The organism is Cronobacter sp. HA18006, assembly GCF_011605445.1.
Classification (GTDB): domain Bacteria; phylum Pseudomonadota; class Gammaproteobacteria; order Enterobacterales; family Enterobacteriaceae; genus Cronobacter; species Cronobacter sakazakii.
Map to the genome: position 1 here is coordinate 524,062 of NZ_JAANQB010000011.1, position 26,048 is coordinate 550,109.

Annotated in this window: 30 protein-coding genes; 15 read left to right on the forward strand and 15 right to left on the reverse strand. The window is 55.2% G+C overall.

Annotation, left to right across the window (positions count from 1 at the left end):
• Positions 1-46: 46 nt before the first annotated feature.
• Positions 47-367, reverse strand: coding sequence for a darcynin family protein (locus G9X48_RS04180; RefSeq protein WP_097641103.1), 321 nt, complete (start codon positions 365-367; stop codon positions 47-49).
• A 23-nt stretch (positions 368-390) separates the two neighbouring features.
• Here G9X48_RS04180 and G9X48_RS04185 point away from each other — a divergent pair, with 23 nt between their 5' ends.
• Together G9X48_RS04185 and G9X48_RS04190 are read left to right on the forward strand one after the other, a co-directional pair.
• Positions 391-1,053, forward strand: coding sequence for a TetR/AcrR family transcriptional regulator (locus tag G9X48_RS04185; RefSeq protein ID WP_237728434.1), 663 nt, complete (start codon positions 391-393; stop codon positions 1,051-1,053).
• 21 nt (positions 1,054-1,074) lie between these two features.
• Positions 1,075-1,386, forward strand: a complete 312-nt coding sequence (locus G9X48_RS04190; RefSeq protein WP_007854431.1) for a hypothetical protein — start codon at positions 1,075-1,077, stop codon at positions 1,384-1,386.
• A gap of 34 nt (positions 1,387-1,420) precedes the next feature.
• On the opposite strand, the gene G9X48_RS04195 is transcribed toward G9X48_RS04190, so the two are convergent.
• The 4 genes from G9X48_RS04195 to ycgZ all read right to left on the reverse strand — a co-directional run bounded on the left by G9X48_RS04195 (position 1,421) and on the right by ycgZ (position 3,322).
• Positions 1,421-2,161, reverse strand: coding sequence for a metallophosphoesterase (locus G9X48_RS04195; RefSeq protein ID WP_097641105.1), 741 nt, complete (start codon positions 2,159-2,161; stop codon positions 1,421-1,423).
• A gap of 133 nt (positions 2,162-2,294) precedes the next feature.
• On the reverse strand, positions 2,295-2,561 hold the full coding sequence (locus G9X48_RS04200; protein ID WP_032805870.1) for a biofilm development regulator YmgB/AriR family protein: 267 nt from the start codon (positions 2,559-2,561) through the stop codon (positions 2,295-2,297).
• A 52-nt stretch (positions 2,562-2,613) separates the two neighbouring features.
• Complete coding sequence (locus G9X48_RS04205) at positions 2,614-2,913, reverse strand: hypothetical protein (RefSeq protein WP_038859211.1); 300 nt, start codon at positions 2,911-2,913, stop codon at positions 2,614-2,616.
• A gap of 169 nt (positions 2,914-3,082) precedes the next feature.
• Positions 3,083-3,322 carry a regulatory protein YcgZ gene (gene ycgZ, locus G9X48_RS04210; protein WP_007670514.1) on the reverse strand — a complete coding sequence of 80 codons (240 nt, stop codon included), beginning with the start codon at positions 3,320-3,322 and terminating at the stop codon, positions 3,083-3,085.
• A gap of 400 nt (positions 3,323-3,722) precedes the next feature.
• Between ycgZ and G9X48_RS04215 the strand changes: the two genes are divergently transcribed.
• The gene (locus G9X48_RS04215) at positions 3,723-4,940 is read left to right on the forward strand and encodes a diguanylate phosphodiesterase (protein WP_032989718.1); all 1,218 of its coding nucleotides are present in this window, start codon (positions 3,723-3,725) and stop codon (positions 4,938-4,940) included.
• A 234-nt stretch (positions 4,941-5,174) separates the two neighbouring features.
• Positions 5,175-5,918: a MerR family transcriptional regulator gene (locus G9X48_RS04220; RefSeq protein ID WP_007873161.1), complete on the forward strand. Its 744-nt coding sequence runs from the start codon at positions 5,175-5,177 to the stop codon at positions 5,916-5,918.
• Positions 5,919-5,996: 78 nt separating this feature from the next.
• Here G9X48_RS04220 and G9X48_RS04225 read toward each other — a convergent pair whose 3' ends face one another.
• The gene (locus G9X48_RS04225) at positions 5,997-7,907 is read right to left on the reverse strand and encodes a methyl-accepting chemotaxis protein (RefSeq protein WP_097641930.1); all 1,911 of its coding nucleotides are present in this window, start codon (positions 7,905-7,907) and stop codon (positions 5,997-5,999) included.
• Positions 7,908-8,339: 432 nt separating this feature from the next.
• Here G9X48_RS04225 and G9X48_RS04230 point away from each other — a divergent pair, with 432 nt between their 5' ends.
• On the forward strand, positions 8,340-8,726 hold the full coding sequence (locus G9X48_RS04230; protein ID WP_063265859.1) for a hypothetical protein: 387 nt from the start codon (positions 8,340-8,342) through the stop codon (positions 8,724-8,726).
• Positions 8,727-8,762: 36 nt separating this feature from the next.
• On the opposite strand, the gene G9X48_RS04235 is transcribed toward G9X48_RS04230, so the two are convergent.
• Positions 8,763-9,278, reverse strand: coding sequence for a GNAT family N-acetyltransferase (locus tag G9X48_RS04235; protein WP_105629502.1), 516 nt, complete (start codon positions 9,276-9,278; stop codon positions 8,763-8,765).
• Positions 9,279-9,379: 101 nt separating this feature from the next.
• Here G9X48_RS04235 and G9X48_RS04240 point away from each other — a divergent pair, with 101 nt between their 5' ends.
• The 4 genes from G9X48_RS04240 to G9X48_RS04255 all read left to right on the forward strand — a co-directional run bounded on the left by G9X48_RS04240 (position 9,380) and on the right by G9X48_RS04255 (position 11,695).
• A complete protein-coding gene (locus G9X48_RS04240; protein ID WP_097641929.1) occupies positions 9,380-9,703 on the forward strand; it encodes an antibiotic biosynthesis monooxygenase in 324 nt (107 codons plus the stop codon).
• Positions 9,696-10,094 (forward strand): hypothetical protein, encoded by a 399-nt coding sequence (locus G9X48_RS04245; RefSeq protein WP_007873169.1) that lies wholly within the window; start codon positions 9,696-9,698, stop codon positions 10,092-10,094. The genes G9X48_RS04240 and G9X48_RS04245 overlap by 8 nt, the downstream gene beginning before the upstream one ends.
• On the forward strand, positions 10,067-10,792 hold the full coding sequence (locus G9X48_RS04250; RefSeq protein WP_097641928.1) for a winged helix-turn-helix domain-containing protein: 726 nt from the start codon (positions 10,067-10,069) through the stop codon (positions 10,790-10,792). Before G9X48_RS04245 ends, G9X48_RS04250 begins: the two co-directional genes overlap by 28 nt.
• Before the next feature lie 81 nt (positions 10,793-10,873).
• Positions 10,874-11,695, forward strand: coding sequence for an alpha/beta hydrolase (locus G9X48_RS04255; RefSeq protein WP_007798787.1), 822 nt, complete (start codon positions 10,874-10,876; stop codon positions 11,693-11,695).
• Positions 11,696-11,741: 46 nt separating this feature from the next.
• Here the strand turns inward: G9X48_RS04255 and G9X48_RS04260 are convergent, their stop codons facing one another.
• A complete protein-coding gene (locus tag G9X48_RS04260) occupies positions 11,742-13,118 on the reverse strand; it encodes a PTS transporter subunit EIIC (RefSeq protein ID WP_097641927.1) in 1,377 nt (458 codons plus the stop codon).
• Positions 13,119-13,397: 279 nt separating this feature from the next.
• On the opposite strand from G9X48_RS04260, the gene G9X48_RS04265 reads away from it, so the two are divergent.
• Positions 13,398-14,597 carry an enolase C-terminal domain-like protein gene (locus G9X48_RS04265; protein WP_097641926.1) on the forward strand — a complete coding sequence of 400 codons (1,200 nt, stop codon included), beginning with the start codon at positions 13,398-13,400 and terminating at the stop codon, positions 14,595-14,597.
• Here G9X48_RS04265 and G9X48_RS04270 read toward each other — a convergent pair.
• Both G9X48_RS04270 and G9X48_RS04275 read right to left on the reverse strand, forming a co-directional pair.
• Complete coding sequence (locus tag G9X48_RS04270; RefSeq protein ID WP_007873181.1) at positions 14,585-15,304, reverse strand: GntR family transcriptional regulator; 720 nt, start codon at positions 15,302-15,304, stop codon at positions 14,585-14,587. The genes G9X48_RS04265 and G9X48_RS04270 overlap by 13 nt on opposite strands.
• Before the next feature lie 197 nt (positions 15,305-15,501).
• Positions 15,502-15,795, reverse strand: a complete 294-nt coding sequence (locus G9X48_RS04275) for a TM2 domain-containing protein (RefSeq protein WP_085662552.1) — start codon at positions 15,793-15,795, stop codon at positions 15,502-15,504.
• A gap of 138 nt (positions 15,796-15,933) precedes the next feature.
• Between G9X48_RS04275 and G9X48_RS04280 the strand changes: the two genes are divergently transcribed.
• Both G9X48_RS04280 and G9X48_RS04285 read left to right on the forward strand, forming a co-directional pair.
• Entirely contained in the window at positions 15,934-16,281 is a 348-nt protein-coding gene (locus G9X48_RS04280) for a DUF4440 domain-containing protein (RefSeq protein ID WP_032989705.1), read from the forward strand.
• A gap of 149 nt (positions 16,282-16,430) precedes the next feature.
• On the forward strand, positions 16,431-18,008 hold the full coding sequence (locus G9X48_RS04285) for a sensor domain-containing diguanylate cyclase (protein WP_011998962.1): 1,578 nt from the start codon (positions 16,431-16,433) through the stop codon (positions 18,006-18,008).
• 82 nt (positions 18,009-18,090) lie between these two features.
• On the opposite strand, the gene G9X48_RS04290 is transcribed toward G9X48_RS04285, so the two are convergent.
• The gene (locus G9X48_RS04290) at positions 18,091-18,906 is read right to left on the reverse strand and encodes a hypothetical protein (protein ID WP_097641925.1); all 816 of its coding nucleotides are present in this window, start codon (positions 18,904-18,906) and stop codon (positions 18,091-18,093) included.
• 585 nt (positions 18,907-19,491) lie between these two features.
• On the opposite strand from G9X48_RS04290, the gene G9X48_RS04295 reads away from it, so the two are divergent.
• From G9X48_RS04295 to G9X48_RS04310, 3 genes are all read left to right on the forward strand, one after another.
• On the forward strand, positions 19,492-19,974 hold the full coding sequence (locus G9X48_RS04295) for a type VI secretion system tube protein Hcp (RefSeq protein WP_015387242.1): 483 nt from the start codon (positions 19,492-19,494) through the stop codon (positions 19,972-19,974).
• An 18-nt stretch (positions 19,975-19,992) separates the two neighbouring features.
• Positions 19,993-20,931, forward strand: coding sequence for a hypothetical protein (locus tag G9X48_RS04300; protein ID WP_097641924.1), 939 nt, complete (start codon positions 19,993-19,995; stop codon positions 20,929-20,931).
• Between the two features lie 439 nt (positions 20,932-21,370).
• Positions 21,371-22,846: a TrkH family potassium uptake protein gene (locus G9X48_RS04310; RefSeq protein ID WP_097641923.1), complete on the forward strand. Its 1,476-nt coding sequence runs from the start codon at positions 21,371-21,373 to the stop codon at positions 22,844-22,846.
• Between the two features lie 52 nt (positions 22,847-22,898).
• Here the strand turns inward: G9X48_RS04310 and arsC are convergent, their stop codons facing one another.
• From arsC to G9X48_RS04330, 4 genes are all read right to left on the reverse strand, one after another.
• The gene (gene arsC, locus G9X48_RS04315) at positions 22,899-23,312 is read right to left on the reverse strand and encodes an arsenate reductase (glutaredoxin) (RefSeq protein ID WP_097641922.1); all 414 of its coding nucleotides are present in this window, start codon (positions 23,310-23,312) and stop codon (positions 22,899-22,901) included.
• Positions 23,313-23,356: 44 nt separating this feature from the next.
• On the reverse strand, positions 23,357-24,640 hold the full coding sequence (locus G9X48_RS04320) for an arsenic transporter (protein ID WP_097641921.1): 1,284 nt from the start codon (positions 24,638-24,640) through the stop codon (positions 23,357-23,359).
• A gap of 87 nt (positions 24,641-24,727) precedes the next feature.
• The gene (locus G9X48_RS04325) at positions 24,728-25,063 is read right to left on the reverse strand and encodes a metalloregulator ArsR/SmtB family transcription factor (protein ID WP_097641920.1); all 336 of its coding nucleotides are present in this window, start codon (positions 25,061-25,063) and stop codon (positions 24,728-24,730) included.
• Positions 25,064-25,152: 89 nt separating this feature from the next.
• Positions 25,153-26,040, reverse strand: coding sequence for a dihydrodipicolinate synthase family protein (locus tag G9X48_RS04330; RefSeq protein ID WP_097641919.1), 888 nt, complete (start codon positions 26,038-26,040; stop codon positions 25,153-25,155).
• Positions 26,041-26,048 lie beyond the last annotated feature (8 nt).

Below are 26,048 nucleotides of genomic sequence, written 5' to 3' on the forward strand. Positions count from 1 at the left end.
TCTGAAAGCCGATACCGTGAGGTGAGCCGCCTCAGCAGGCCATCGCTTACAAATGCTGCGCCTCGACGCCCTGGAGAATTTCTTTGATCTCGAAGAAACCATTCCAGAACGGCGTGTCGCGCAGCGCTTCGGTAAAGCCCTGCCAGACGGCATGGTTTGCGGCCTCCCAGATCCAGATATCGGAAATCCGCGCCGAGTAAAATTCGGTATCGAAATAGCGCAGCCTGAGCGCGCCCTCATATTGCGTGAGTAAAGGCGCAAGATGCGTGGCGATATTACGCTGGCGTTCGTCGGCGCTGGCATCAAGCCAGCTACGGTTGGCTTTCACCAGCATAAACAGCGTGACGGTCTCTGTTGCGGTATTCATAACGCTCTCCCTGAAAACTATTAATGCTTGTAGATGTTGTGTTAAGACGACGCCGTTATGATATCGGGACACGTTATATTCAGGGACTCGCGTTTATGTATGCCATTCAGCCGCCGCTGACACCGCGTAAAGCGCCGCGCCAGGCGCGTTCACGCGCGCTGGTGGAGGCGATTATCGAGGCGACGGCTCGCATTTTCGAGCGCGAGGGTGCGGCGGCCTGCACGACGAATGCCGTCGCGGAAATCGCAGGCGTCAGCATCGGCTCGCTGTATCAGTATTTCCCGAACCGACATGCCTTAACGGCGGCGCTGGTGGCGCGCGAACATGAATCGCTGCTTACGGCCATGCAGCACGCAGCGGCGCGACCCAATCCGGCGGATCGCCTTTCAGGCATGGTTGACGTGGCTGTGGATTATGAGTTTGCACGGCCCGCGCTTGCACGCACGCTGGATCTGCAGGAGGCGGCGCCGGAATTTCAGGCGCATCAGCAGGCGATGCTGACAGCACTTCACCGCTGTGTTGCAACGGCGCTTGAAGAGAGTGAGACCACGGCATGGGATGTCATCGCGCTGGTGCAGGGCATGATCGCGATGGCCATCGCGCGAGGCGAGAGCTCGCCGGCTGCGCTGAAGCGCCGCATTCACCGCGCCGCCTTTGGTTATCTCGGCTGGGCTGCGCCTGATTAAGCACTTAATAAAGGAGAAAACATGATAGTCAGAACCTGGCATGGCTGCGTGCCGCTGGAACACGCCGACGGCTTTGCCGCGCATTTACAGAAAACCGGCGTGGAGCATTCGCAGCGCACCGCCGGTAACCGTGGCGCGTTTGTCCGTCAGGAAATACAGGGCGACCGGGCGCATTTTTTCCTGGCAACCTACTGGGAAGATCTGAACGCCGTTAAGGCGTTTGCAGGTGAGGATTATCAGGTAGCGGTGACCTACCCTGACGATGAACAGTTTGAGCTGCTCTCCGATCCGTGGGTGTTTCAGCATGAAGTTGAGACCATTGCGGCGCTGTAATCCATTCTATTCGCCGCGTTGTACTGATAAGCGGTCAGCGGCCATTCACCGGTGAGACCGCCATAAAATGGCTGGCGAGTGTGCCATTCTCAAGCCGGTGCACCATCAGCGCGGGCGGATCGCAAACCGCAGGCACGTGCGCGCCACCCAGCCATAACGGGTTCGCCGGGCAGACCGAACCGCAGATGTACGCCGGAATACCGGCCAGCATTCCCGCTGCCGGACGGTGAACGTGCCCTGTGGCAATCGCGAGCGGCGTTGCCGGGTGATGGCGCAGCAGTGCGCCGAGCGCCTGCGCGTCGCGGCACGCCGCCGCATCCATCGACGGAATGCCGCTCATAAATACATGATGATGCAGAAACAGCAGCGTCTGTCGCCCGTCTGCTTCATCCAGCTGACGCGCCAGCCAGTCGAGATGTGCGGCCACGCTGCCCGCCGCACTTCCATCCACGGTAGAATCCAGTCCAATCACGCGAAGCGCAGGCGTATCCACAACCGCATGCAGCGGCCCTTCCTGCGCCAGCGAAGGCCAGACCGCGCGCATGGCGGCGCAGTCATCAGAATTTCCCGGCAGGATAAGCGTCCGGCAGGGCAATGTTTCCAGCCGCGCCGCAATGGCGCTATAACCGTCGCGCCAGTGGTCGTCGGTGAGATCGCCGCTTATCACCAGCACATCGGGTTCGAGCGGCGTAAGCCACGCCAGGGCGTTGTCAAAACGCGCCAGATTATCGTTATCCGGTGCGGCGTGAATATCTGAAAGCTGCGCGATTATCAAGAATTGCTCTTCTGTCTTATCGGTTTGGCCGTGAAATGATGATAGAAGAGGGAGGGGAAAGGTGTCACAAAGAAAAAAGCCAGCCGAAGTGAGAGACGGGCTGGCTTTTAAAAGAAGGAATACAACGTCAGGATCAGATGTCGTCTACGGTATGGTCGACAACGATTTCCAGCGTCTTGCGGATCACATCAGCCATCACCACGTCATCGGTGGTTTCCAGCACGCCGATCAGCTGCAAAATAATCGCTTTATGGGTCAGGTGACCATCTGTGGCGAGAATATTGCTCACAACAGCGCCCAGCAGGGCAGATTCCTGCGCCAGCATATCGCCGGCGTTACGGAAGTATTCAGACAGTGCCGTGTCGGGCAGATCTGCCTGCAAATCAATAGGTTTAAGCATCAGCTGGCTCATGTACTGGCACCGTGTTTAGGTTGAAATTTGCTGAATGTAGTCAGTGTTTTTTACTACCATCCGGCGAGGCACTCTCGCCAAACAGTGAATGGACGTTATCGCCGCTCCATTCTTTACGCTCACGCGCGCCATTGCGCCGTCCGGACACCGTGGTCGCGCTGATCTCTGCAATGACGCGGGCAATAGCCTCGCGCCGATGAGGATCAGACTCACTGGTTTCCATCGAGCGCAGACGCGCAATCAGTACCCGCATATTGATCGGGCCTTTTTCTCTCAGCAGAGACAGTACTGCCTCTCCGATGATTTCATCTGTCAGTTGATCTTTTTCACTTCTGTTCATAAATGCGTCTCTGAATGCCGCATGTCCCGCGCCACACGCGCGGGATACAACTTCTTTCCGGTGGCGTCCTGCCACTGAAAATTGTCAGGCTGTGCTAAGGCCTGCAATATCCCTCCGCCACAATTGTCTTAATCATCAGGAAACAGTTCGGTGAAAGAACGCCCTGGTGTTAGCGATCAAAAAGCAGACCGATCAGCGTTTGATAGTGACTTTCTTCTTCAACGCTGGACGCCATTTCAAGACGACTAAGCAATTTGGTGCAAATACTTTTTTTATTCAGGAGACGACCATCGCGCAGGATCTCTACGACGATTTGCCCTAATGTTTCTTGCTGAGTCGGCAGAGCCGCTTTATCAAAGTATCGGGCAATGGCATTAGCTGTATCCGGAATGTAACCGTTCTGACGCATATGTCACTCCTGTTAAAATTTCGTAACTACGCAAGGAATAGTTAGCAGTATACTAATTACGTGAATCTTGTACACCGTTATTGTATAAGTTAGCGATCTTTTTTTGCGCAAATAATAACTAGTTCATTAATTTCATGTGGTTACAGTAAAATTTATTTTTAGCTTTTGGTCTGAAATTGTACTGATTATGCATCCTGGCGTGCAAAATATGCCGTTTTGCCTTGTACAAGGCGGGATGGACGTAACCATTTTGTAAAAACCTGTACAGAAACCCACCTGAGCCTCAGTCGCTAAAATCCTTACCTGACTCATTATTTGTCTCTTTATAGACATCACTGCAAGACGCCCGGCAGGTCATCTGTTAAGGTGGCTGCTTATTCACCTATTCACAGGATGCATGATGCTCACAACCATAATTTATCGCAGCCATATCTGCGACGACGTTCCGGTCACCGTGCTGGAAGAGATGGTGGATGCAGCGAATAACAAAAATGGCCAGGCCGACGTGACCGGCATTCTGCTCTTTAACGGCCGCCACTTTTTCCAGCTGCTGGAAGGCCCGGAAGAAGGGGTTAAAGCTATCTATCGCGCCATTTGCGCGGATACGCGTCATTACAATCTGGTGGAGCTGCTGTGCGACTACGCGCCGTCGCGTCGCTTCGGTAAATCGGGTATGGAACTCTTTGATTTACGGGATTATGAGCGTGACGAAGTGCTCCAGCATGTGCTGGATAAAGGCACCTCGAAATACCAGCTGGTGTACGGCGACCGCGCGCTGCAGTTCTTCCAGACGTTTGTCGAAGCCACTGAAAAAGAAAACTATTTTGAGATCCCGCCGGGTGACAGCTGGGATTTCATCACCGAGGACGACGGCGTTCAGGCGCCCGCGTCTGTCAGCGCGCGTACCGATTGTACCTTCGCGTTTCAGCCGATTATCGACCCGCTCTCCCGCGAAGTGGTCTCGCTGGAGGCGCTGCTGCGTACCCCTGACGGCGCGCCGCCGCAGACGTTTTTTGAAGGTCTGGAAGGCGAAGCGCTGTATGAGGCCGATCTAGAGAGCAAGAAAACGGCGTTTGAAATCGCCGGCGCGCTGAATATTGGCCAGCAGACGCTGTGCGTAAACCTGCAGCCGATGACTCTGGTGAAAATCCCTGGCGCGGTGGAGTTTCTGGTACAGGAGATCCACGCCAACGGGCTGGTGCCGGATCAGGTGATTGTTGAGTTTACCGAAAGCGAAGTGATTTCCCGTCTCGATGAGTTTACCGGTGCGATTCGCCAGCTCAAAGCGGCGGGGCTGCGCGTGGCGATTGACCACTTTGGTGCCGGTTTCGCCGGGCTGTTGCTGCTGGCGCAGTTCCAGCCAGACCGCATTAAAATCAACCGCGAGCTTATTCGCGATGTGCATAAAAGTGGCCCGCGCCAGGCGATTGTGCAGGCGCTGATCAAATGCTGCGCGTCGCTGGAAATCGCGATTTCTGCCGTGGGCGTGGAGAAAGCCGAAGAGTGGATGTGGCTCGAATCCGCAGGCATTACGCTCTTCCAGGGGCATCTTTTCGCAAAACCAGCGCTCGGTGGCATTCCTGCCGTCGCCTGGCCTGAAAAAAAGTTCGGCTTGTAACGGTTTGACCTTCTCTCTGGCGCATGTCAAAGCCGCATGCGCCATCTCTCTGTGATTTAATGCATTTTATGTACACTTTTTTGTTGCCCGCAGCACGTTGAATTCATACCCTTATCAACCAGACGGCTCTTAAATTAACTTCACGGTTGTACAATTATTAAAAATTGTACAAGCTAAGGGGAGTTAACTTTTTGAGAGATTCCTGTGTCGGTTTTGATCGTGAGTGAAGATCCTATGGCGTTTTACAGCATTGGCGAGATAGCAGAACGGTGCGGGATCAACCCCGTGACGCTACGCGCCTGGCAGCGGCGCTATGGCCTGCTAAAACCTCAACGCAGCGAAGGCGGCCACCGCCAGTTTGATGAAGATGACATTCAGCGTATCGAAGAGATTAAACGCTGGATCAAAAGCGGTGTGCCGGTCGGCAAAGTGAAAGCGCTGCTGGATAAAGATGTCGTGGTGGGGCCGGAAGCGTGGAATGTGGTGCAGGAAGAGATGATGGGCGTGGTGCGCCAGGCGCGGCCGGCGACGCTGCGTGCCAAAATTACTGCGCTGGTGCGTGAAAACGCCGTGGACGGGCTTATCGATAACGTCTTTCTGCCGGTACGCCATCGGTTAAGCCTCGATCAATACACCGCACCGTCGATGCGCAGCATGATGGATGGCGCGCTTATCGAATACGCCACGCTGTTTCTGGCCGAAGCGCGCAAAAAAACCACCAAAGAAGCGCTGCTGATGGGCTGGGGCAATGTGGATCGCGCCCGCCTGTGGCTGGAAGCCTGCCGTCTGGCGCACCAGGGCTGGCATATTGATTTACTCGCCGAGCCGCTCGATTTGCCGCACCCGGAGCTCTTTCCCAATCAGCACTTTTTCGTCTGGACTGACGAGCCGCTGAACGCTGAGCAGCAGGAGCGCGCTGCGCACTGGAAGGCGCAGGGTTACGCCATTACTTTCCTGACCGGGAATAAATCCGCGTAACGGTAAACATTTCGGTCATTCACTGAACCGCAAAAAGCCCGGCACCGGCCGGGCTTTTTGTTGCGCTTAGGACAGCGCTCAGAACGTTTCCCAGCTTCCCGCGCCATCGACAGCCAGCGTCCTTGCAGGAACTATCGCCGGTCTCGCGACTGGTTTTTTCACAATGGCGTCGCCCAGTTTGAAGCGCGAGATCAGCTGCGACAGTTCGCCCGCCTGCTGTTCGAGCGACGCGGCGGCGGCAGAAGATTCCTGTACCAGCGCGGCGTTCTGTTGCGTGGTGGAATCCAGCTCGCTGACGGCCTTGCTTATCTGGTCGATACCGCGGCTCTGCTCATCTGAAGCGTGAGAGATTTCCGTCATGATCCCGCTGACGCCCTCGACGGAGGAGACGATATCCTTCATGGTGGCGCCCGCTTTGTTGGCCATTGCGGAGCCAGAACTGACGCGGTCTACCGATTCCTGAATCAGGCTTTCAATCTCTTTCGCCGCCTGCGCGCTGCGGCTCGCCAGCGTTCTGACTTCACCGGCGACCACCGCGAAACCGCGACCCTGTTCGCCCGCCCGGGCGGCTTCCACAGCGGCATTCAGCGCCAGAATATTGGTCTGGAAGGAGATGCCATTGATGACGGTGATGATGTCTTTGATCTTGTTCGAGCTGTCGGTAATGGTCTGCATGGTTTCGACCACATCCCAGACAATTTGCCCGCCGCTGCGCGCATTCTGCGCGGCGGTGTTCGCCAGCGTGCTGGCCTCGCGGGCGTTATCGGCGTTACGTTTCACGGTTGAGGTTAACTCTTCCATGCTGGCCGCAGTTTCCACGACGGCTGCCGACTGCTCTTCGGTACGCGACGCCAGATCGGTGTTGCCGATGGAAATCTGTGAAGACGCCGAGGCGACATACACCACTGACTCTTTAATCTGGGTAATCAGCTCACGCAGTCTCAGGTTCATGGTCGCCATCGCGGCGCTCAGACGGCCCAGTTCATCGGTGGAGCTCGCTTCAATCTCCGCGGTCAGATCGCCTGCGGCGATTCGCTCGGCAACGCTCAGGTTATAGCGGATTTGCGACGTCATCTGACGCGTAATCAGCCAGGCGATGAACAGGCCGATAACCACCGAGCAGAGTGCGACAATCAGCACGATATAGATAACATGGGCGATTTTGGCACTGCTTTTATCCGCCTGAAGCTGCGCCAGCTCTGCGGTGGCGCTATTGAGCTTGTCGGCAACAAGCGTCATGTTATCCGCGCCGCCTTTCGCGTTTTTCAGCGCGAGGCTGTAGGCATTGACCGCGCTGTCGAGTGTACTGAACGCTGACTGCAACGCGGTAACGGAACCCGCGAGAGGGGAGGTGGCGTCACTGTTGAGGCTGGCGAGTAAAGCAAGCGCCTGCTGTGTGTCAGCCGTAAATTGCTGCTGCCCGCTGACGCCGCGTGATGAAACGACAACGCCCGCGTCTGAGCGAATTTTCTCAATAAAATAGAGCAGATTAGCGCTGCTTTTCGACAGTGACTCGCTGTTACGCAAGGTTTTCGTGACTTCATCAAAAACGGGCTGTTGGGCCGCGGCCAGCACGTTTTTGCTCTGCTCAATGCTGGCGCTTTCAAGGCTGATAAAATTGCTGCGCGCCTCGCTGTACTCTTTTACCCGTGAGCCCAGCGCCTCAAATAACACACCAGCGTCTTGTTCCCAGGTAAATTTATCGCCTTCTTTGATTTTTTCCGCCATTTTATTAATGGCAGCCAGATTGGCCTGAGCCGCTTTATCGTCATGGGTTAACTGATAAGTGAGGCGGTTGCGTCTGGCGGTATTGAGATCGTTATTAATCTGATTAACCAGTTGCTCTTTATCAGAATGCTCGCTGATAGCCGAAAGCTGTTTAATATTAATGGCAGAGGAGATGATGATAACGCCAACTAATACTGAAAAACCGCCAAATAATTTCGCTGCTACGGAAAGATTTTTAAAAATACCGGGTTTGCCTGTCATTGTTGATTCCTCAGCTGCTCATCATTCTGATATCACCCGTTCCGACGCCGCCTTTGGGCGCGCCGCAAGCGTGCGCGTGCTTTTAACGCGTCGGGCCAGTTATGGTCTGTTTAATCCATAAGAGTTATCGGCAGGTTATTAGTGTTTATGCAGGATATATCTTTAATCTTTTTTACGTTTCAGATAAATCAATGGTTTGGTTATTTTTCTTATTCTGTGTTTGTGACGAAACTAACAATTTGAGAACGGTGTGGCGTTATTTTTTAATGCTTTTCATAATAACCATAAGCCTGCTCAGAATATTGACTGGTGGCGGATTTATTAGCAGGCTAATTCAGCTGAGAAAACATCCGATAAAAAGCTTTTGAGGACAAATGGCGCTGCGCCTGACGGGTAAACTGGAGACGCATTCATTATTCATTCGAGGTGGATATGTCTTTTACTCATATGCGTATCGCAAGGCCAGTCACCAGCCTGGAAACTTCTTTCCGGCTCTGGTCGCAGGGGCTCGGCCTTGTACGACTGGGAGAATTTACCGATCACGCAGGCTTCAGCGGCGTGATGCTGGGGCGCAAGGATTTGCCCTGGCACCTGGAATTTACGGTATGCCTCGATAGTCCTGTTATACCGTCGCCCGGCCATGAAGATCTGCTGGTGCTCTATTACCCTGAGCACGACGAATGGCAGCGCGTATGCCGCTCGCTTGAAGAAGTTGGGTTTATCCGCACGCCTTCTTTTAACCCTTACTGGGATATCAACGGGCAAACCTGGATGGACCATGATGGTTACCGGGTGGTGGTGCAAAATCAGGCGTGGTAAGCGTTCTGCGCTGTCGCATCAGTAATCAGTCACACACTAAAGCGATAACCTCATGGCGCATCGGCTGTCACGCGCAAAGCCGTGCGCGGCTTCTTCATCAAGCAGACGTGCCAGCGCGTCCGGCATATCTGCTTCTGAAATCACGCTAAACCCCAGACGCGCATAAAACGGCTGATTCCACGGCACGTTCCGGAAGGTGGTAAGCGTCAGCGCGGTGAGCTGTTTTTCCCGTGCATGGCGAATGGCGTCGGCCATCAGCATTTTCCCAAGCCCCATTCCCTGACAGTCTCGCATCACCGCCAAGCCCAGAATATGCAGCGCATCGTCAATATAGTCACCGTTGATAAACCCGACGGGAGCGTCATTCGCATCGACCACTACTGCGGAATAGCCGCGCTCACACAACCGGCGATGTAAATCGTCGGGCTGAACGCCATCGGTCGCCACCCAGGCGAGCGTCGGGATCGTCTCAAAGGCGCTGTCCGCCGAGCGCTCGATGGCTGCCAGGCTTGCGATATCGTTGATTGCGGTCTTTCTGATTCGAAATGTCATTTCGGTCTCCCTGTTTTGCCGTATCCATATTTCGCCCGCGGACGAAGCATCGTTTTTTCATCACTTTACACTGCAACAACATTCCGTGATGGAGAAAGCCCATGATAGCCGTTTTATTTGAAGCGCAGGCGCTGCCAGAGGCGCAACAACGTTATTTTGAACTCGCCGCCGCCCTGAAGCCGCTGCTGGCGGATACGCCGGGTTTTATCGACCTTGAGCGCTTTCAGAGCCTCACCGCGCCCGAGAGAATTCTCTCGCTCTCCTGGTGGGAAAGCGAAGCGGCGGTGCGGGCGTGGAAAGGCAACCTGATGCATCAGGCCGCGCAGCAGGAAGGACGGGAACATATTTTTGCCCATTATCGTATCCGCGTGGCGCAGGTGCTCCGCGACTATTCCTCTGAGACAAAGGATAACTCACATGTATGATATCCACGTGATCATCAGTAACACGCCGGGCGCGCTGGCGACGCTCGGGACGCTGCTTGGTAAAAATGGCGTCGGCCTGGAAGGCGGCGGCGTGTTTTCACTGGCGCAGGAAAGCCATGCGCATTTTCTGGTGGAAGAGGGCGAAACGGCACGGCGCGTGTTGCAGGACGCCGGGTTTACGGTGCAAAACGTCACCCGTCCGCTTATCCGTAAACTGTCGCAGGCACGACCGGGCGAACTTGGCGAGATAGCCCGCGCGCTCGCCGACGGCGGCGTGAATATTCTTGTGCAGTACAGCGATCACGCCAACCGGTTGATTCTTGTCACCGATAACCCTGAACAGGCGGAAAAGGTAACCAGACCATGGGCAATCCCGGACGACACCCCCTGACAGACGCCGACACCGCGCCAGAGCTTGGACAGGCGATGTCGGGCGTCGCGGCGGCAATGGCCGATCCGTCGCGCGTGGCGATGCTGTGCGCGCTGATGGATGGCCAGGCGTGGACCGCGACAGAGCTTAGCGCGGTGGCGGATATCGCGCCGTCCACCGCGAGCGCGCATCTCGCCCGGCTGCTCAGCCACGGTCTGGTGGTCTGCCTTTCTCAGGGGCGGCACCGTTACTACCGGCTGGCGGGACGTGAGATAGCCGGGCTGCTGGAGACGCTGATGGGCGTCTCCATGAATCCACAGCGCCAGCCAGTGTCCAGCACACCGGGGCATTTACGCCAGGCGCGCACCTGCTATGACCATCTGGCGGGCGAGCTCGCCGTGCAGCTCTACGCGTTTATGCTGGAGGAAAAATGGCTGACGCCGGACGGCAATGCGCTCACCGAACACGGGCGCGAGCGCTTTACGGCGCTTGGCGTACCGCTTAATCCGAAACCCAGGCGCAAAGCGTGCTGCCCGTGTCTCGACTGGAGCGAGCGGCGTTATCACCTGGGCGGCGATGCCGGTGCGGCGCTACTGACGCTCTTTTTACAGGAAGGCTGGCTTCTGAGAACGCCAGGCTACCGGGAAGTGACCGTCACTGCCGTCGGGCGCGCTGCGCTGCAACGCGTCTTCGCTGTTAATGGCGCGGTAACAGTCTGAAAACCGCATGATAATTCATCGTCCCGTCATGCAAACACTATACTTATCAGCCCTGGACCATCGCTAAATGAGGAACCACTGATGAGCACGATCAAGACGCAGGACGGCACGCAGATCTATTACAAAGACTGGGGCGCAGGCAAACCGGTGCTGTTCAGCCACGGCTGGCCGCTGGATGCGGATATGTGGGACAGCCAGATGAATTTCCTGGCGGAGCGCGGCTATCGCGTGATTGCGTTTGACCGTCGCGGCTTCGGGCGTTCCGATCAGCCATGGAACGGTTATGACTACGACACTTTTGCGTCTGACATCAACGACCTCATTGAGGCGCTGGATCTTCACGATGTCACGCTGGTGGGCTTCTCCATGGGCGGCGGCGATGTGGCGCGCTATATCGGCAACTACGGCACGTCGCGCATTGCGGCGCTGGTGCTGCTGGGCGCGGTGACGCCGGTGTTCGGTAAAATCGGCGATTACAGCCAGGGCGTGGATCTCTCTGTTTTTGAAGGTATTCGCGACGGCCTGCGCAAAGACCGCGCGCAGTTTATCAGCGATTTCGCCGCGACGTTCTACGGCACTAACGCGGGCCAGACGGTGTCGGAAGGCGTGCTGACCCAGACGCTGAATATCGCGCTGCTGGCCTCGCTGAAAGGGACTATCGACTGCGTGACCGCGTTCTCGGAAACCGACTTCCGCGGCGACCTGCAAAAAGTGGATGTGCCGACGCTGGTTATCCACGGCAGCAACGACCAGGTCGTGCCGTTTGAATCCACCGGTAAAGTGGCGGCGGAAATGATTGCTAACGCGGAACTGAAAGTATACGACAACGGCCCGCACGGCTTTGCCGTGACCCACCAGGACCAGTTGAACGACGATCTGCTGGCGTTCCTGAAATCCCTGTAAAAGCGCTCTGGCTGGCCGGTTTTCCGGCCAGCGTATCACTGCGGCGTTACGCCTCCCCGGAGGCCTCTTTTCCCACCAGCAGCGTGGTTAACACGAACGATATCACCAGCGCCATAACGACGCCTGCCAGCGCAAAGATAAAATACGGGCCGATATAGGCGGGCAGGCTGAAAATACTCGACAGAATGTATCCGTACAGCCGCACGCCAAAGAACGCGATAAAGGCCGAGGCCAGCGAGCTGGCGATAGTTGCGGAGATAAACGCTTTTTTGTAGCGCGTCAGTACGCCAAACAGCGCGGGTTCAGTAATGCCCAGCAGCGCGGAGATGGCCGCGGACAACGTGACGGTTTTCTCGTGGCGTTCTTTATTCAGGCGCCAGATGGCAAATGTCGAGCCAGCAATCGCCATATTCGCCATAAACATCATCGGCATCAGCATGTCATAGCCGCGATCGCTGAAGTTTTGCAGCGCGATTGGCGTCATGGCGTGGTGCATCCCGGTCAGGACGGCGACCGGGCGGATCGCGCCCACAATCAGCCCGGCAAAGCTCGCCGAGACGCTGAACAGCCCTTCGATAAACAGCGCCAGCCCTTTGCCAAGCCAGATACCAATCGGGCCTATCACCACCAGCGCCGCCAGCGCGCCAATAAACAGGGTTAACGTGGGCGTAAATACGGTTTTCAGCACGTCAGGCATGATGCGGTCGACCCAGCGGTAGATGTAGCTCAACGCCAGGACAGAGAAAATCACCGGGATAACGCTTGCCGAATAGTTAAACACCGAGACCGGAATGGCATTGAGCAGCCAGAGCGCGCTGACCGCGCCTTCCTGATGCGTCGCCAGCGCTTTGGCGGCATCAATCAGCGACGGATACATCAGGCATGCGGCGACAGCGGCTGCCAGATACTCGTTGACCTTAAAGATTCTGGCGGCAGAGACGGCAAGGAAAAAGGGCAGAAAGTAAAAGACGCCGCTGGCGATAAGATCGATGATCACGACCGTATCGCTTTTGGCGGAAACCACTTTCAGGGCGACTAAGCCTGCCAGCAAGCCCTTGATCATCCCGGCCCCGGCAATTGCCGGCACAATCGGGCCGAACACGCCAGAGACCGTATCCATAAAGAGCGATACCAGGCCTTTGCGCCCTTTAGCGGGCGTCGTGGCGGCTGCGGGTTTATCGCCCAGCGCGCTGAGCATCTGTTCGTACCAGCTAGTGACCTTCGGCCCGATGATGACCTGAAACTGATCGCTCTGAAGCTGTGCGCCCAGCACGCCGGGGAGCTTTTTAATCGCAGCCTGATCGACTTTTGCATCATCAACTAAATCGAAACGTAGTCGCGTCATACAGTGCCAGACTTTATTAATATTCCCCTGGCCGCCGACCAGACGAATAATATTATTAATGGCTTCTTGCGTCCCCATAATGACTCCTGCCGGGTGTTGTTGTCGTTTTAATGGTCCTGTGAAGAATAATTAAACCTTTTTGACAAAACAAACCAATAAAAGTTGATTCTGCTCACATCTTTGCTTCTGGTGTGGATTGAAAGCAGTGTAATGGTAAAATTGGTACGGTTTATAGATGATTTCAATGCCAAATTACTGACCAAAATAAATAGTCAAAAAAAGGGTTTACCCGCCATTATTTTTAAGGTGATGATATTCGTATTGCGTATTCCCACAGTGCTGTAAAGGAGTTATTTCGTGACGCCTGTGAACATCAAAAATATCGAATGTTTTATTACCCGTCCGGACAGACATAACCTGGTGACGGTCCGCGTGACGACCGACCAGGGCGTGACGGGACACGGCTGCGCCACATTCCAGCAACGGCCGCTCGCTGTTAAAACGATGGTGGAGGAGTATTTACAGCCGCTGCTGACGGGCCGTGATGCGAACAATATCGAAGATCTGTGGCAGATGATGAACGTCAACGCCTACTGGCGTAACGGCCCGGTGATGAACAACGCAATATCGGGCGTGGATATGGCGCTGTGGGATATTAAAAGCCAGCTCGCCGGTATGCCGTTGTATCAGCTTTTCGGCGGTAAATCCCGTGACGCGATCCCGGCATACAGCCACGCCAGCGGCGACACGCTGGAGGCGCTTTTTGCGTCCGTGGATGCGCTCATCGAACAGGGATATCGCCATATTCGCTGCCAGCTCGGTTTTTACGGCGGTACGCCTTCCGCCCTGCACGCGCCGGAAAACCCGACGCCCGGCGCGTGGTTCGATCAGCAGGAATATATGCGCAATACCGTCGATATGTTCCGCGCGCTGCGTGAGAAATATGGCTGGAGCCTGCATTTTCTGCATGATGTTCACGAGCGTCTGTTCCCGCAGCAGGCCATACAGCTTGCGAAACAACTGGAGCCTTACCAGCCCTATTTTATTGAAGATATTCTGCCGCCCCAGCAGAGCGCCTGGCTTGAACAGGTACGCCAGCACAGCTGCGTGCCGCTGGCGATGGGCGAGCTCTTTAATAACCCAAGTGAATGGCATGATCTGATCGTCAATCGCCGTATCGATTTTATCCGCTGTCATGTGTCGCAAATCGGCGGGATCACCCCGGCGCTGAAGCTGGCGCATCTGTGTCAGGCGTTCGGCGTGCGGCTCGCGTGGCATGGTCCGGGCGATATGACCCCGATTGGCGTGGCGGTGAACACGCATTTAAACATTCATCTGCATAACGCGGCGATTCAGGAATTTATTCCGCGCTCTGTGATGACCGATCGGGTTTTCCCCGGCGCGCCGGAGGTGAAAGACGGGTTTATCTATCCGCCGGTCAATGCCGGCATCGGCGTCGGGTTTAACGAGGCGCTGGCGCAGGCGCATCCGGTGATGTATCGCCCGCATGAATGGACGCAAAGCCGCCTGCCGGACGGCACGCTTCACACGCCCTGATGCTGGCGGCGGGTCAGCGTGTCGCGGTTATACGGAATGACATAGGTGCAGGTGTAGTTGATATCAATAATATCGCTCACCTCAAACACGCGACCGCCTTCCAGAATGCCTCGATTGTTAATATGCATCGCCGGGCTGCCTTTCTTGCAGCCCAGCAGTATCGCCTGTTCGCGGCCCACGCTCACGGCGCGGTAGGTGGTCAGCAGGTGCGAAATCGTCAGCCCTTTACTCAGCACATATTGCTGAATGGAATGCTCAATCACCTGTTGGTTAAGGTCAGGAAAATCCGCCGCCGGCATGCAGGAGATTTCCAGCTGAACCGGCGCGTCGTCGACATAGCGCAGGCGGCAAAAATGCCAGATAAAGCTCTCCTCACCAATGCCGAAAATCTGCTGCGCCGCTTTGTCCGGACGCTTTTTATGCAGGCTAATCATCCGGTAGCGAATTTGATCGAAGCGTTTTTCGGTAATCGAGTTATACACCAGCGGATTATTGCGCGCCTGCTCGTTGATCCAGGCGCCTGAGCCCTGAACAATCCGCACCACGCCGATGCTCACCAGCTTTTCCAGCGCCTGGCGAATGGTAAAACGCGAGACGCCATATTCTTCCGCTAACTGCCGTTCCGGCGACAGCTTCCGCGGGCCAGTCGTAGTGTCCTGGTAAATTTTGCTGAGCAGATCCTGAGTCACAAACTCTGTTTTATTCATTATCTTTACCTGCATAACGTCGGCGGGAAGCGCGGGGTTAAGCGTATCATTTAGCGGCGTTTTTTTCAGTCTGCCGGAAGGAAAGCTGTGTGGTGAATCGCTGCGGGTAAGCGTGAGGCAGGGGCTGCCTGGAAGCAAAAAACAGAAAAGTCATTCCACATGAGCGGCATGCGGAATGACTTTAATATCAGGACTTATCAGCCATATTTACGCGCAAAGTTTTCATCGGTATCACACAGGTAAATGATGAACTCGACAAACGCGATAATCGAAGGAATAAAGGTCCAGCAGAAGATGAGATAAAGTAAGCCCTGGCCGATTTTACCTAAATAGAATTTATGTGCTCCGAAACCGCCCAGGAAAAATGCGAGTAACGCGGCGCTGATTCTGTTTTTATCCCCGCCAGTGAACTGCGTCGCACCGCACTGCGGGCAGGCTCTGGCCGATTCATGAATTTCTTTCCCGCACCCGCGGCAAAACACCATCGACATTTTGGTATCCTTATTGTCGTTATTGATTTCTACGAAACGATTGCTGTTCAGCGCAATAATACGCTTTTAGTACATTAAGAGATAACCCTAAATAACGGGCTGAACGGCACTTATTCATTGCGATCGAAAAGAGGCACCATGTTACTGGAAAGGCTCACTACGCTCGAACAAAGCCTGCATGGCGACCAGCGCCGCGACCGCGCCTGGCTTGAATACCTGCTTCACCCGCAGTTTTGCGAGGTGACACGCTCCGGTGTCCTGGTCAGCCGGGATGAAACAATTGATGCGCTGACACAGGAAACCGGCACCGCGTTTATTGTAAGCGATGGTTTTACGCTGCTGTCGGTAAACGCCGGTAGCGCTATTCTGCGCTACCGCACGTGTACGCCCGAAGGCCAGCGTCCGGCATGGCGCGCGTCACATTGGGTGCGTGTGGATGAAACGCGCTGGCAGCTTATTTTTCATCAGGGCACGCCTGCCGTCTGACCATTATCTGGCATGTTACCGTTAACAGTGTGAGTATGTGCTCCGCACGGTTAAATTATTGTCACCAGGCGGGCGCAAGCCCCTCCAGAAACGGCCGCCGATACCGATAACCCCTGAAGCCATGTTGGTGATTTCCGGGGAACCGTGTCGTGACTCTCAGACAGTTTATTTCCTACCGACTTGGGTTGAGCACGTCGCTTGGCCGAAGTCTGGCTGTCTTACTTCTGTTCCTCCTGGTGGGCGGGATCGGCACGAACGTACTGGTGTTTATGCACTCCTGGGATGATGAGATAGCACAGGCCGCCAATAAGGCAGTCAACCTTTCTGTCGCCCAGGTGCGTCAGGCGGAAGATACCTTTATGGCAGTCGGCCAGACGCTTGATGACGTGCGCGCGGCGGTCAGTGCCGGGCAGGCCGCAACGTACCATAGCTATCTGGTGCGCCTGAAAGCGCGTCAGCCGCTGCTCGACGGGCTCTATTTCTACAACGCGCAGGGTGTTATCAAAGGTTCCTCATCCGGCATCAGCGGCATTCCGGGCGATATTACGCATCAGGACTATTTCCAGTTCCATTATGAGAACCGCCAGACCGGTATTCATATCGGGCGCGTGATTAAAAGCCTGGCGTCCGGTGAGCTTGTGATCCCGGTATCGGTGAGAGTTAACGATCTCAGCGGTGGCTTCGCGGGCGTGGTGCTCGCTACCGTTAAGCTTGACTATTTCCGCCGCTTTTACAGCTATTTCGAGCTCGGCCCGCGCGACATGCTGGCACTGCTGCTGACCGACGGTTCGGTGCTCTGTGTGCGACCCTACGATGAAGCGAAAATTGACATGAATATTGCCGGCAGTCCGCTGTTTACCCGCGAGCTGATTCGCGCCGACCGCGGCACCGGCACCTGGGTGGCGTCGCTCGATCATATTGAAAGGGTATTCGGCTTTGCCCGTACGGAAAAACTGCCGCTGGTGGTGGTCGCCGGTTACGATCGCGCCGAAGTACGTATGCACTGGCTGCGTAATAATCTGCCGGGGCTGCTCTCCAACTTTATGCTGCTGCTCGGGTTTCTGCTGTTCAGTTCCGTGGTGTTTCGCAAAGTGCGTGGCAGCATTCGCGATCAGCAGGAGCTCAAACAACTGCGCGACGAGCTTCTCAAAGCAAACCAGACGTTTAAATCGATGGCGATGGCCGACAGCCTGACGGGGCTTGCCAACCGCCGCAAGTTTGATACCACCCTCGCGAAAGTGCTGGCGGACGCCGCGGCTACAGGAAGCCCGGTGTCGCTGATTATGCTCGATATCGATTTCTTCAAGCGCTACAACGACAGCCGCGGCCATGCCGCCGGGGACGCCTGTCTGCGGCTTATCAGCAATACGTTGCAGATGGTGACGCTGCGCACCAGCGATCTGGTGGCGCGTTACGGTGGAGAAGAGTTCGCGATCGTGCTGCCGGATACCACCGGCGAAGAAGCGCTGGCGCTGGCGCAGCGGGCTGTCTGTATGGTCAGGGAAAAACATCTGCCGCACCCGTCGACGGATCTGCCGGAGCAGATCGTCACCATCAGCGCCGGTTGCCATACGGTGCGGGGCAACGGGCGCGAGGACGCATTCAGCGTACTCATTCGTGGTGCCGATACTGCGCTTTATCTTGCGAAAAACCACGGGCGTAATCAGGCATATCGGTTCTCAAATACCATTGCGACCGGCAATGATAAGTCGATTTACGCGGCTTAAGGCGCGTGGAGCAGGGCAAGGCGTGCGTGGGTAAACGACGGGGATTCACCGTCAGGCGCGTTTCCCTGACGGTGTGGGGTCTTTAATGCTTACTGACACGCGCCAGGAACGTGTCCCACTGCGCTTTCAGGGCATCGACATGCGCTTTTTCGAGCTGTTTTACTGGCGTGGGGTCCCGGCTTTCATTCACTTTGCTCATAAAGCCAGAAAACCACTGCGGTGCGCTGGAAGAGCTTGCCGTCACGGCAAGTATATCGTTGCGCGCTTTCTGGGATTCCCCTTTACCGGCCTCCAGCAGGCTAAGCTGATTTTCGTACTGCTTCACGCTCGCCATATCGCCACTCTGTTTGGCGATGTCGATAAACGCCTGCGTCATCGTTTTCATCTCGTCATCCCGCGCGGCGGTTTTCTGTGTCATCCATGCGGTGACGATATCCTGCGCTTTGGCCTGATTCTCCTGCGGCACATACTTCGCCACAAGATAGTTAAGTTTGGCCTGCTGCATGGCGAGATCCATATCGCTGGTCGTTGAGTTGGACGTGCTGGCGGCAGGTGTGTTCAGCGCTTCGGAGAGTAGGCTGCCCATATCCAGAGACGAGAGTGTGGAGAGTTTAGAAAAGTCTGCAAAGTTATCGTTGATTTCACTGTGCAGGACAAGGCCCGGCACACTGCTGTTCGCCTGTTGCTCCAGCACGGCGCGACGCTGTGCCAGCATGTTTTGCAGGCTTTTTTCACGCTCTTCTTTGCTTTGCCCGGCATTGACGGGCGTGTCACTGCCGGACTGCACGGCGCTGGCTTTGTCGGCTGATATAGCGACCGTTTCCGGGGCTTTTTTACGGGTGTAATAATCACTGCTTACGGCGTAGCTGTCCTGCATGGCGGGTACGATGGTGGTCACTTTCCGAACTCCTTCCGGTTGAAATAGCATCAAGGAGCTTATCGGCGGGTGGTTTCATCCCTTTAGGTATGTATCCCTTTCCCCACCTGTTCTGGGAGGTAGGCCTGTGTTTAAGAGGGTTGAATAAGCGCTGAGGTATTTTTCCAGGAAATTAATCACATTATTAATACTTCACTTTCAATCGAATAAGGCCATTTAAGATAAATCGCAGGTACGTGTTTTTGTTTTCAGAAAAGCAATCGTAAAAGCTGTTTGTTTTATAAGATATTCTTACCGTAACTGTTCATGACAAGAGAATATGATAATTTTTCATTATTAAATTTAAAAAATGTCAGTTTGGATTTTCCTACAAATGGTTTGCTAATTTTTGTGAGCTACACCACATTTAATTTGTTCATAAGATTAATGCTCCGGCAATAAAAATGAAACAAATACAGGATATACGCAGAAATAATTCGAATGAGATTCGTCTTAATTTCCGGGGCGGTATTGTTTAGCGTTTTGAATAAACTTACAGTGAAACCGAATTATTTGCCTGCGGGCTTTGCTTATTCTCACCTGCTATCTGATAACACGGAGTATTACATGGCTATTGATATGTTCCTGAAAGTGGAAGGCGTGACTGGCGAATCTAAAGATGCTAATCATGCCAGCTGGATTGATGTTCTTTCTTTTAACTGGGGCGCAGCGCAGCCGGGCAATATGGCGGTCGGCGGTGGTGGCGGTGCCGGTAAAGTTAACTTTCAGGATTTAGCCGTTCAGGCCATTGTGGATAAAGGCACCCCTGCGGTTCTTAAATTCTGCGCCAGCGGTAAACACGTGAATAAAGTTGAGCTTTCTGTCTGTAAAGCCGGTGGTCAGCAGGTAGAATATTCAAAAATCGTTCTTGAAGATGTGCTGGTGACCCGCACGGAATTCACGGGCGTTGGGCAGACAGATACGGTTCTTGTCAGTTACTACTTCCAGGCCGCGAAAGTGAATTTCCATTACTGGGAACAGTCGAACCAGGGTACCAAAGGTGCGGAAACCAAAGCCGGTTGGGATATTAAACAAAATAAAGAGCTCTGATAAGAAAGGAGTGGCAAGATGGCAGAAATTAACTCCATGATAAATGCCCTTCTTTCCGATCGGTCCCACTTTACTGAACAAGAAATACATACCATTATCGACTTCGTGAATGAACTCGATGATGACATGCTGTATCAGTTTGAAAATGCTGAAGAACGCAGCGTAATGTATAGCTATGAGCAATTGCTGGCCAGTTCCAGACCTATTGGCATCAATAATGGCGGGCGCGATATCGAGCTGGGGTTACTTAATTCGGGACCGAATACGACGATTCAGAATAACAGTAATTTTTTCAACCGTTTTAATACTCGCGTACCGCTTTTAGGCCGCCGTGCGGGTAACATTTATAATGAAGCTACCAAAATCTCTTATGATTATGCCGGAAAAGTTATCGCCGGCATTGGTGGGATTTTTGGTGTTTCCGCCGGGGTCACTGCGGTTGTCACAACAGGGAGCGAAGCGGCAAAAGCGGCGTCTACAACCGGGGTTCGTACCGCATTTCTGGTCGCAGGCGGTTTTTGCGGGGTTGTGGGTGGCTTTCTGGTACTCCTGCGCAATACGATGTCAGACAGACAGACGGCGAATAACAAACGCTTTCTGGAAACCGTAAAAAAGGCCGTGAAAATCCGTACCAAAGTGAATAAGTTTTTCGAAGAGACCAATAACAAGGTAGTGAAAGATCCGGCGAAAGCGAAAACACAGCTTGAATCCGGTCTTGCCTCACATCCGGCCCGCTTCGCGGCAGGCCCAGGCGGCTCGACGGTTTACGCCGATTTGTCGCCGATCGAAAAGCTCATCACCGAGGATTTCGCGACACAGCACTATGATATCCGCTCAAAAGTGGTTATCAGCCGTGGCAATCCGTGGCAAATCACACTCACTACGCTGCGTGGCGGCACTAAGCAGTTTACTCAGGAAGAGATGACCGTACTGCAGAATATCGCGAGCCGGTTGTAGCGTTCCCGCATGCGGCGGGCAACCGTCGCTTTGCTCTCCCTTCTCCGGCGGCGGCGTTAGCCCCGCCCGCAACTTTTCTCTCCGGCTCTGGTCATGGTTATGACCTCGGGCAATGCTGAGCGCTTTTTTATACAGATTATTCATAACCAGCCCAAAACATGGCGCAGTCGAATCCTGCCTGACACACTTTTCCTGTGTTTAACCACTACAGGAGAAATCGAATGACGCTACGTTATGCGCAATGTATTGAGGCGTATTACGCCTGCGCGACGGCGTGCGATCGCTGTGCGGCGGCCTGCCATAACATGCGCGCCTGATGGTCTCTGTACAGGGATGTATGGCCGCGCTGCTGCGGTCTGTGCCACTTTTTTTACAACATTTTTATACGCAGGGCAGTTTAATAAGCAGATCTGTCAGTCGATTGTTTTGAGGCCTGGTTTTGCTACAGCTCGCTCCTGCAACGTCTTCGCGTCCCGCCATTGTCATTCATCTGTGTGGTTTTCTGGTATTGCTCTACAGCTTTTCAATGCTGCCTCCCATGCTCGTTGCGCTGTTTTGCAAGGATCGCAGTTATTTTTCTTTTCTGATGACCTTTGTCATTTTTTTTGTGCCGGGCTGCGCTGCATGGCTTGCCACACGCCGCCACATCGCGCCGCTCAAAACCCGTGACGGTTTTCTGATTATCGTGCTGTTCTGGATCCTGTTTTCTCTTATCAGCGCGATGCCGTTCTGGCTCGATAGCGCGCTCGGCCTGAACGCCGCGCAGGCGCTTTTTGAAGGTGTATCCGGCATAACGACAACGGGGGCCACCATCATTAACGATGTGAGCGGGCTTCCGAAGGCTTACCTTTACTACCGGGCGCAGCTTAATTTTATCGGTGGTCTTGGCGTTATTGTTCTCGCGGTTGCCGTGCTGCCGCTACTTGGGATCGGCGGCATGAAACTGTATCAGTCTGAGATGCCCGGGCCTTTTAAGGAAGAGCGCTTAACGCCGCGTCTGGCTGATACGTCGCGCACGCTCTGGTTCACTTATGTTTTGCTGGGCGCAGCCTGCGCTGTGGCTTACCGCATAGCGGGCATGCCGTGGTTTGACGCGCTGTGCCACGGGCTTTCTACGGTTTCTCTCGGCGGATTTTCCACGCGGAATGAAAGCATCGGCTTTTATGACAGTTATCCGGTCGAGCTGGTGGCAGGGCTGTTTTCACTGTTATCTGCCGTGAATTTTACCGTCTGGTTTGTCGCATTCACCCGGCGCACTCTGAAGCCGTTTCGCCGCAACGCGGAGCTGCATTTTTTTCTTCTGGTCACGCTGATTATCGTGCTGCTGACCGCCTGGCAGGTCTGGCATAAAGGGATGTACGATCTGACGGGCAGCCTGGTTCACGCCTTCTTTCTGGCAAGCTCAATGATTACCGATAACGGCCTTGCGACGTCAGACTATGCGAGCTGGCCTGCGCACACTATCGTCATGCTGTTGCTGGCGAGCTTTTTTGGCGGGTGCGTGGGGTCAACCTGTGGGGGGATTAAAGCGCTGCGCTTTCTGATCCTGTTTAAACAAAGCCGTAATGAGGTGCATCAGCTGGCACATCCGAGGGCAATTTTAAGCCTGCATGTCGGACAGAGTGTGGTCAATGAGCGTGTGCTGCGCTCGGTATGCAGCTTTTTCTTCCTCTACATGCTGGTCAGTATTTTGTTTATCTGGGCGCTGACCTTAATGGGCTATGATCTGCTGAGCGCTTTCGGCACGGTGGCCGCCTGCATCAACAATATGGGGCTTGGGTTCGGTGTGACGGCGGCGAGTTTTGACACGCTTAATGACGGCGCAAAATACCTGATGTGCCTGGCGATGATTCTGGGACGCCTTGAGATCTATCCGTTTCTGATCCTGCTGTCGCGGTTTTTCTGGCGTGCGTGAATCTGGCGGTAAGCGGCCCCCTGAACGGGAGCCGTTGCCTGCGCTTTACGCATTACTGACCTTGCACAATGACAACCTCACCATCTTCTTTTGTAAACGGGCCTTGCTGCGGATCGGGCAGAATAGCCAGAACTTCTTCTGAGGGACGGCACAGGCGGGTGCCGAGCGGCGTCACCACAATCGGGCGATTAATTAGAATCGGGTGCGCCAGCATCGCGTCCAGCAGCGCCTCGTCACCGATTTTCTCATCGTCCAGCCCGAGCGCCTGATACGGCTCGACATTTTTGCGCAGCAACGCCCGCACGCTAATGCCCATATCGCTAATCAGCGTTTTCAGCTCGTCGCGCGTCGGCGGCGTTTCCAGATAAAGAATAATGGCCGGCTCCACGCCGCTGTTGCGGATGAGGCCAAGCGTATTGCGTGAGGTGCCGCAGGCCGGGTTATGGTAAATCGTAATCGGGGTCATCAGGGTTCTCCGTCAGGGCGCGTTTTGCCGCGCCCTGGACCAGGTTAAAAGGAAAGGCGCAGGGCGAGGGCCGCAAGCGTTACCAGCAGCACCGGCAGGGTCATCACAATGCCTGCCCGGAAGTAATACCCCCAGCTAATCGCAATATTTTTCTGCGCCAGCACATGCAGCCAGAGTAGTGTGGCGAGACTGCCGATCGGCGTGATTTTTGGGCCCAGATCGCAGCCGATGATATTGGCGTAAATCATGGCTTCTTTAACCACGCCCGTGGCGGCACTGGCCTCAATGGAGAGCGCGCCAACCAGCACCGTCGGCATATTATTCATCACCGAGGAGAGCGCGGCGGTCAGAACGCCCGTACCGAGTGTCGCGCTCCAGATCCCGTGTTGTGCAAAGACGTTAAGCAGGGTAGAGAGATAACCGGTCAGCCCGGCGTTGCGCAGGCCATACACCACCAGATACATGCCCAGCGAGAAAATGACGATTTGCCACGGCGCGCCTTTCAGCACCTTGCGCGTATCGATAACGTGTCCCTGACGCGCGACCAGCCAGAGCAATGCCGCCGCCACGGCGGCGACCAGACTCACCGGCACGCCGAGCGGCTCCAGCGCGAAAAAGCCCACCAGCAGCAACACCAGCACCAGCCAGCCGGTCATGAAGGTGCGCCGATCGCGGATTGCCGTCTGCGGTGCGCTGATTTTTTCACGATCGAATGTCGCCGGGATTGCTTTGCGGAAAAAGAGATGCAGCATCACCAGTGAAGCCGCTACCGAGGCGAGGTTTACCGGCACCATCACAGCGGCGTAATCGCTGAAGCCGAGCGAGAAAAAATCCGCGGTCACGATATTCACCAGATTCGAGACCATCAACGGCAGGCTGGCGGTATCGGCGATAAAACCTGCCGCCATGACAAACGCCAGTGTGGCCCCGCGGCTGAAGCCGAGCGCCAGCAGCATTGCGATAACAATCGGTGTGAGGATCAGCGCCGTGCCGTCATTGGCAAACAGCGCCGCCACCATCGCACCCAGTAAAATTATGCAGGTAAACAGCCGGGCCCCTTTACCGTTGCCCCAGCGTGCCACGTGCAGCGCCGCCCAGCGGAAGAAACCGCACTCATCCAGCAGCAGGCTAATGATAATCACGGCGATAAACGTCGCGGTGGCGTTCCAGACAATATTCCACACCACCGGAATATCGCTGAGGTGTACCACGCCGGTGAGTAGCGCAAGTGCTGCGCCTGCCGACGCGCTCCAGCCGATGCCGAGCCCTTTCGGCTGCCAGATAACCAGAACCAGGGTCAGGATGAAAATCGCACCCGCCAGAAACATACCGCTCTCCTTGACTGAATTTCATGGCTTTGATGCCAGTGAACGACGTAACAAATATGATTATTCATATATGTATTAACAAAATTTTTAGCCGCAGCGTCTGGTGTTTGACGCGTTTTGCGTGGCCAGCGACGCAATCGCTTCACGTTCGCATAAAAACGCCTGCTCAATTATCGCGGCAGCCCAGGCGGGCATATGAGGCGAAAGCCGGTAGTGGATCCACTTACCGTCGCGGCGATCGCAGAGAAGACCGCTGTCGCGCAGCAATGCCAGGTGGCGGGAGATTTTCGGCTGGGAAAGATTCAACGTGGACGTGAGCTCGCAAACGCACAGCTCGCCCTGCGCGCGCAGCAGCAGTGCGAGGCGCAACCGGGTGTCATCAGCCAGTAATTTAAACAGCTGTAGCGGCGTGAGAGACATCATTCACCCTCCATAAAACAGTGGAGGGTAGTGTGGAGCGCTCAAACGCTGACGTCAACAACATATTCGTATTTCCGAATATGTTTAGTGGATTAGTGATATTCCTGTTGTGACAGCACCGCCTGCAACTGCGCGCGCGCTTCGCCCTGCAGACTCAGCAGCGGCTCCGGCAGACAGGGCGCCGCAACGCACCCGCAGAGTTCCGCAGCGGCCGCAATCACCCGCAAACTGCCGTGGCGACGAAATAATTCCCACAGCGGTTCAAACTTCTCGTTCAGCGCCGCGGTCTGTGCCTCGTCACCCTTCAGCGCAGCGTCGGTCAGCGCCCGGATGTCGCGTGGCCATAATCCGGCGACGACAGAATAGAACACGTCGGCCCCGGCCAGCAGCGCACTGGCGGCCTGCGGATCGCCACTGGTGCCCAGGGTGACGGTGGCGGGGATCTCGCGACGCAGGGCAGTGATTTGCGCTGCCGCCTGGTCGCTATCGCGGAACGGACTGAGCTTAATCGAGCCGATATTGGGCAGCCGCGCCACGGCGCACAGTAATTCCTGCGTAAAGGTAAAGCCCGTCGTGGCCGGATTATCATAAATGCACAGCGGTACCGAAACCGCGTGCGCGACACGCTCATAAAGCCGGTAGGCCTCTTCGTGGCTGAGCGGCTGATAGGAGAGCGGCGAGAGCAGCAGGCCGCGCACGCCCGCGCGCTGGGCGTCGTCTGCGATTTGCTGGATATCGTCCAGGCGCAGCGCGCCGATGCTCGTTATGACCGGAATATCCTCTGCGGCCCCGATCGTCAGCGCCGTGATACGGGCGCGTTGCTCCCGGGAGAGATAAGCGTAGCTGCCGGTGGAGCCGAGCGGGGCAATAGTATCCACCCGCGCAGCCGCCAGATTTTCAATCAGCGACACAAAGGTTTTTTCATCCACCCTGCCGTTAATCAGCGGCGTCAGCGGGAAGGCGGCGAGACCTTTAAACATGGTATTTC